The organism is Agathobaculum sp. LCP25S3_E8 (assembly GCF_052117165.1).
Lineage (GTDB): Bacteria > Bacillota > Clostridia > Oscillospirales > Butyricicoccaceae > Agathobaculum.
The window spans coordinates 1-329 of sequence record NZ_JBQKJR010000193.1; the positions used below are offsets into that span (position 1 = coordinate 1).

1 pseudogene is annotated in these 329 nt (G+C 51.7%); it reads right to left on the minus strand.

The window, feature by feature from the left end:
* A pseudogene (locus ACTQ34_RS18225) lies at nucleotides 1-232 on the minus strand (hypothetical protein); the annotation flags it as partial.
* Nucleotides 233-329: the final 97 nt, after the last annotated feature.

The window sequence follows — 329 nt, forward strand, 5'->3', positions numbered from 1 at the left end:
ACTCCATTACCGCCTTTTCCACTTCTGCTTCCGGCTTGCGTCCCATCATCAGCATCCCCACATTCAGCGCATCCAGCACAATGTTGGGGACCTCTTTCAGCGGATTGTAGATATCCGGCTTTGCACTCTTGCCGGGGGTGATGTACCGCTTGCCATCTTCCGCTGTTTTCAGCTCGTAATGATCGTACCGCACCCAATGGGAACGGGACTGTTCAAACAAATTTTTCATCATACACGCCCTTTCTCCTTAATCGTCCCAATTATCAGGGGCGGTTTTTCTTTTTTCTGCGCTTGGTCTTGTTCTCCCGCCGGATCACGGCATCCTTGCC